The organism is Formivibrio sp. oc-25 (genome assembly GCF_055810895.1).
Genome location: NZ_JBVVOL010000064.1, coordinates 1 through 3,124, shown reverse-complemented (window position 1 = coordinate 3,124; position 3,124 = coordinate 1). Strand labels below are relative to the sequence as shown.

The following is a 3,124-nucleotide window of genomic DNA, read 5'->3' as shown; positions in this document are numbered from 1 at the left end:
CGGTTGTTGTCCTTGTAGAACAGCGGGTTGTCCACGCCAGCGTAACCGGAGGCCATCGAGCGCTTCATCACGATCGAGGTCTTGGCCTTCCATACTTCCAGCACCGGCATGCCGGCGATCGGGCTGCTCGGATCTTCCTGCGCGGCCGGGTTCACGATGTCGTTGGCACCAATCACCATCGCCACATCGGTATCCGGGAAGTCTTCGTTCAGCTCATCCATTTCGAACACGATGTCGTACGGGACCTTGGCTTCCGCCAGCAGCACGTTCATGTGTCCCGGCATGCGGCCCGCGACCGGGTGAATGCCAAAGCGCACGTTCACGCCCTTCTCGCGCAGATGCTCGGTGATCTCGTACACAATGTGCTGAGCTTGTGCTACCGCCATGCCGTAACCCGGCACGATGATCACGTTCTTGGCTTCACTCAGCAATTCGGCCGTTTCACCTGCCAGGACCGCCGTGACTTCGCCAGCCGGTTGGGCACTGCCTTCCGCTTTCGGGGCAGGCTTGGCACCGTCGGAACCAAAGCCACCGGCAATCACGCTGAGGAAGTTGCGGTTCATGGCGTTGCACATGATGTAGGACAGGATCGCGCCGCTTGAACCCACCAGCGCGCCGGTCACGATCAACAGGTCGTTGGAGAGCATGAAGCCGGTCGCGGCCGCCGCCCAGCCCGAGTAGCTGTTGAGCATCGACACGACCACCGGCATGTCGGCACCGCCGATGGCCATCACCATGTGGATACCGAACAGCAGCGAAATCACGGTCATCACCGTCAACGGCAGCATGCCGGCAGCCACGGTTTCGGCATGCAGGAATTCGCGACCGAAGTAGATGACGACCAACAGGCCGACCAGGTTAATCAGGTGACGGCCCGGCAGCAGCACCGGCTTGCCACCGATCTTGCCCGAGAGCTTGCCAAAGGCAATCAGCGAACCCGAGAAGGTGACCGCACCGATCAGGATGCCGACATAGATCTCGATTTCATGGATGGCCTTCTCGGCACCGGTGAAGGCGATCGAGGTGTCGATGTAGCTGGCAAAGCCCACCAGGCAGGCAGCCAGACCGACCAGGCTGTGCATCAGCGCAACCAGTTCCGGCATCTGGGTCATCTTGACCACGCGGGCAGCGTACAGGCCAATTGCGCCGCCGACAACGGTGGCACCCAGAATCCACGGCAGGCCGAGCGAGGCCACGCGCGGACCGAGTACGGTGGCCAGCATGGCAATGGTCATGCCGATGATGCCGTACAGGTTGCCGCGACGGGCGGTTTCCTGGTTGGACAAACCGCCCAGACACAGGATGAAGAGAATGGTGGCTCCCAGATAGGAGACGGTAGCCAGACTTGCAGACATATTATAAATCCCCTTGAAAACGGTTCCTGCAGGCGGCTGCGCCTTTGCATCTGACAGTCGGGCGGTGCTCGGAATCCTCATGTACTACATGTACATTCCGGTTCCTGTGCGCCGGCCTCCTGTCACCTGCTTTGGCTCGCTCGCCTGCTGAAGCAGGTGCTCTTGTTATTTGCGGAACATTTCCAACATACGACGGGTAACCGCAAAACCGCCGAACATATTGATGGTCGAGAGCACGATCGCGATGACGGCCAGCCAGCGGATGATGTCATCCGGACGCGACAGATCGGCGCTTTGCGGCGGGGCGATCTGCACCAGCGCACCAATGGCGATGATCGAGGACACCGCGTTGGTCACGCTCATCAGCGGCGTATGCAAGGCCGGCTTCACGTTCCACACCACCATGTAGCCGACAAAGCAGGCCAGGATGAACACGGTGAAGTGGCCGAGGAAGGCGGCCGGGGCAAAGGCGCCGATCAGCCAGAACAGCAGTGCGCCACCGCCGAACACGATGGCGAGGCTCTTGGCCGACATCGGTTCGCTCGGCTCGCCATGGCCGTGGGCCTTCTTCACCACCGGTGCGGCGGCCGTCGCCGGTTTCGCAGCAGGCGTTGCAAGCTTGGGCGCCGGGGCCGGCCAGGTGATTTCGCCGTCCTTGATCACGGTGAGACCACGGATGGCGTCGTCTTCCATGTTGACGTTGATCACGCCATCCTTGGTCTTGCACAGCTCTTCGGAGAGGCGGAACAGGTTGGTGGCATACAGCGTCGAGGATTGCTTGGCCAGACGGCCGACCAGATCGGTATAACCGACGATGGTCACGCCATGACGCACTACCGCTTCACCCGGTACGGTCAATTCACAGTTGCCGCCTTGTTCGGCGGCCATGTCGACGATGACACTGCCCGGGCGCATGCTCTGCACCATCTCGGCCGTGATCAGCTTCGGTGCCGGTTTGCCCGGAATCAATGCGGTGGTGATGATGATGTCGGCCGTCTTGGCTTCGCGCGCATACATCTCGCGCTGGGCCTGCTGGAAGCCTTCGGACATGACCTTGGCATAACCGCCGCCGCCCGAGCCTTCTTCCTCGTAATCAACCTTGACGAACTCACCGCCGAGCGATTTGACCTGATCGGCCACTTCGGCGCGGGTATCGTTGGCGCGCACGATGGCGCCGAGGTTCGCTGCCGTACCGATGGCGGCAAGGCCAGCCACACCGGCACCGGCGATAAAGACCTTGGCCGGCGGCACCTTGCCGGCGGCAGTGATCTGGCCGTTGAAGAAGCGGCCGAAGGCATTGGCGGCTTCAATCACGGCGCGATAACCGGCCACACCGGCTTGCGACGTCAGTGCATCCATCTTCTGCGCGCGGCTCAACTGGCGCGGCAGTGCATCGATGGCGAGGACCGTGACTTTCTTGGCAGCGAGCTGTTGCATCAGCTCCGGATTCTGCGCCGGCCAGATGAAGGAAATCAGCGTCACGCCTTCGCGCAGCAGCGCCACTTCGTCGGCATTCGGGCCGCGCACCTTGAAGAGGATATCGGCACCGGCCCACAGCTGGGCGGTATCGGCGATGACTTCAGCCCCGGCAGCGCGGTAGGCATCGTCACTGAAGTTGGCGGATTCGCCAGCGCCGGACTCCACGGTGACCTTGAAACCCAGCTTGATCAGTTTCTCGACAACGTCGGGAACGGTCGCGACGCGTTTCTCCCCGGCATAAACTTCGCGAGGCACCCCTATTACCAGTGACATTCTCGGTTCTCCATTAC

The 3,124-nt window shown here is 61.7% G+C and carries 2 protein-coding genes; both read right to left on the bottom strand.

The genetic code is table 11. The annotated features are described in order from the left end of the window. Nucleotides 1-1,355: NAD(P)(+) transhydrogenase (Re/Si-specific) subunit beta (locus tag AC0KVQ_RS16200; protein ID WP_473422230.1), on the bottom strand; the 1,355-nt coding region annotated here is incomplete at its 3' end. 165 nt (nucleotides 1,356-1,520) lie between these two features. Next, nucleotides 1,521-3,101: a Re/Si-specific NAD(P)(+) transhydrogenase subunit alpha gene (locus AC0KVQ_RS16195; RefSeq protein WP_473422231.1), complete on the bottom strand. Its 1,581-nt coding sequence runs from the start codon at nucleotides 3,099-3,101 to the stop codon at nucleotides 1,521-1,523. Nucleotides 3,102-3,124 lie beyond the last annotated feature (23 nt).